The sequence below is a fragment of the Amycolatopsis sp. SID8362 genome, assembly GCF_010550475.1.
GTDB lineage: Bacteria > Actinomycetota > Actinomycetes > Mycobacteriales > Pseudonocardiaceae > Amycolatopsis > Amycolatopsis eburnea.
In genome coordinates this window covers 1-2,977 of sequence record NZ_JAAGNB010000747.1, presented here as the reverse complement: position 1 = coordinate 2,977, position 2,977 = coordinate 1, and the positions used below count along the sequence as shown (strand labels likewise).

The following is a 2,977-nucleotide window of genomic DNA, read 5'->3' as shown; positions in this document are numbered from 1 at the left end:
GACCCACTCGCGTTCGGCGCGGATGTCCGGCAGCAGCGCGCACGCGATGTCCGCCGCCCCGGCGCCTTCGCGCGCCCGCAGCCGTTCGACGCCGAGGCCGCGGGCGCGCAGCGGTTCGGCGATCGCGTTCGCGAGGTCGAGGATCTCCGGCGGGTTCCGGAAACTGGTGAGCAGCCCGAATTCGTGCGCGGGGACGAGCCGTTCGCCGTCGAAGCGCGGGAAGTCCGTGGTGAACCGGGGCAGGTTGGCGGCGCTGGCGCCGCGCCAGCCGTAGATGGCCTGCGCCGGGTCGCCGACGGCGGTCACCGGCAGCGGCGGGTTCTCGACGCCGCCGAACAGCGCGCGCAGCAGGACGCGCTGGGCGTGCCCGGTGTCCTGGTACTCGTCGAGCAGGACGGCGCCGTAGCGCTCCCGCTCGCCGCGCACGACCGACGGGTAGCCGCTCGCGAGCTGCGCGGCCAGCGACATCTGGTCGGCGAAGTCGAGCGCGCCTTCGTTGCGCTTGCGCCGGTGGTACTCCTCGACGAGCGGCAGCAGCGCGAGCCGGAAGTGCTGCGCGGCCATGATTTCCGTGAGCTTCTGCGGCAGCGCGGCCCGCTGTCCCTTGGCGCGCGGCGCGTTTTCGATGACGCGGCACATCCACGTCGTGTACTCGGCGAGCTGCTCGACCGAGATCAGGTGCTCGCCGAGTTCACCGGCGAGCTGCAGGACGTCGGCGGTGACGGTCGGCGGGACGCGGTCGGTGTCGAGCTCATTGTCCCATGTGGACACGACGCGGTGCGCGATCTGCCACGACGACGTCTCGGACAGCAGCCGGACACCGGGTTGCACGGGCAGCCGGAGGCCGTGTTCGGAGAGCATGCGCCCGGCGTAGGCGTGGTAGGTCAGGACGGTCGGTTCGCCGGCGACCACAGTGGACCGCAGCCCGCCGGTGGGGTCTAGGCGGTCGAGCAGCCCGGACCCGGCCAGGCGCCGCAGCCGCGCGCGGACGCGTTCGCCGAGCTGGCGGGCGGCCTTGCGGGTGAAGGTGAGGCCGAGCACGCGGTCGGGGCTGACGATCCCGTTGGCGACGAGCCAGACCACCCGCGCGGCCATGGTTTCGGTCTTCCCGGCCCCGGCCCCGGCGACCACGAGCGAGGGTTCGACGGGCGCGGCGATGACGGTGGCCTGCTCCGGCGTGGGCCGGTGCAACCCAAGCGCGTCAGCCAGCTCCGCGGGCTCAACAGGATTCGCGACAACGAGCGGGCTCACGCTGCCACCCCCACCGGTCGTGAGTGATGAGTAGGGTTAGAACCCGACTGATCACTCACGAGGTCATTCGGCGTCACGGGCCTGGCACCTGTCTGCCTTCGGGGCGCAGGGGGCAGCAGCCGCGGGCCGGGCAGCGGTCGCAGTCCGGGTTCTCCTGCGCCTGGTAGTCCGGCCCGGCGGCCGACGCCGCGGCGTCGCGGACCAGCTCCAGCCACTGCTTACCGCCGACCTCGTCCATCGGCGGCTGGGACCGCTCGGTGGCCCCCGTCTTGTTGTTCGCCTTCGCGACGTAGACCAGCTTCGCGCCGCCGGGTTCGTTGCTGCCCTTGATCGCGCCCAGCAGCACCGCCAGCTGGTACGCCGCCAGCTGCGGGTGCGCCTCGGCGTCCGCGCCGGAAACCGGCACCTTGCCCGTCTTGATGTCGACGATCACCGGCCGCCCGTCGGCGTCCAGCTCCACCCGGTCGACGCGCCCGCGCAGCAGCACGCGGACCTCGTCCGAGCCGCCTGCCGGCAGCTCGACCTCGATGTCCTGCTCGACCCCGGCTTCCTTCAGCTCCGCCCGGCTGCGCTCCAGCCACGTCACGAAGTTCTGCAGCATCTGCTCGACGCGCCGCCGTTCCCGCCGGGAGAACCACGGCGCCCCGGCGTCGACCCGCACCCACGCTTCGTCCAGCGCCGCCTGCAGCTCGGCCTCGGTGCGGCCGGACGAGACCGCCTCCGCCAGCCCGTGCACCAGTGTCCCGGTCACCGCGGCCAGCTGCGCCGGGTCGCTGCCGCCGTGGCGCTCGATCATCCACCGCAGCGGGCACTTGGTCAGGATTTCCACTGTGGACGGAGAGATCCGGATCAGGTCGCCCGGCGGGTGCACCGGCTCGTCGCTGGACGCCGGCAGCAGGCCGTACCACGTCGACGGGTGCGCGCCCGGCACCTTCGCGTCAGCCAGCCGGGCAAGCTGCTTTGCCGCCCGGCGCCGGCGCGCGGGCTCCGCCTTGTCGTCGCAGACGACCTCGCGCAGCTCCCCCACCAGCTCGGCCAGCACCAGCGACCGGCCCGGCGGCTTCATCCGCGAGTCGAGGCCGCCGTCGTCGGCGCCGTTCTCCTCGAGGTCGTCGAGGAAGCGCGACGGCTGCTCGTCTTCGCCCGAAACCGCGGTGACCAGCAGCGTCTGCTTCGCGCGGCTCATCGCGAGGTAGAACAGGCGCCGTTCCTCGGCGAGGATCGGCGCGGTCTGGGACACGGCGTCGTCGTCGACCCCGGCCATCAGGTCCTTGAGCCGCTCCACGCCCAACACGGATCCCCGCAGCCGCAGGTCCGGCCACGCGCCTTCCTGGACGCCGGCGACGGCGACGACCGTCCACTCGCGACCGGCGGCCGCGTGCGCGGTGAGCAGCGAGACGCCGTCACCGGGGACGGCGGCCGGGGCGAGCGTGTCGCCCGCGATCCGTTGCGCGCCAAGGTAGTCCGCGAAGGAAGCGACGCTCGCGCGGGGCAGCCGGTCGACGTACCGGCCGGCCGCGTCGAACAGCGCGACCACGGCGTCGAGGTCGCGATCGGCTTGCGCGGCCAGCGATCCGCCGCGTTCAACCTGCTTCAGCAGCTTGTCCTGCAGCCCGCTTTCGGTCCACAGCTGCCACAGCACCTGCTCGACGCCGTCGCCGCGCGCCACGGCCTGGTGCGTGACGCGCAGCAGCCCGCCGACGCGCCGCACCGGCTCGGCTTCGGC

2 protein-coding genes are annotated in these 2,977 nt (G+C 73.4%); both read right to left on the bottom strand.

Features of this window, described 5'->3' with window-relative positions; translation table 11 throughout:
• Positions 1 to 1,251, bottom strand: a 1,251-nt coding sequence (locus G3I65_RS23375) for an ATP-dependent helicase (RefSeq protein ID WP_160698007.1), incomplete at its 3' end; no start/stop codon positions are given.
• Between the two features lie 73 nt (positions 1,252 to 1,324).
• On the bottom strand, positions 1,325 to 2,977 hold a 1,653-nt coding region (locus tag G3I65_RS23370), incomplete at its 5' end, for a PD-(D/E)XK nuclease family protein (RefSeq protein ID WP_160698006.1).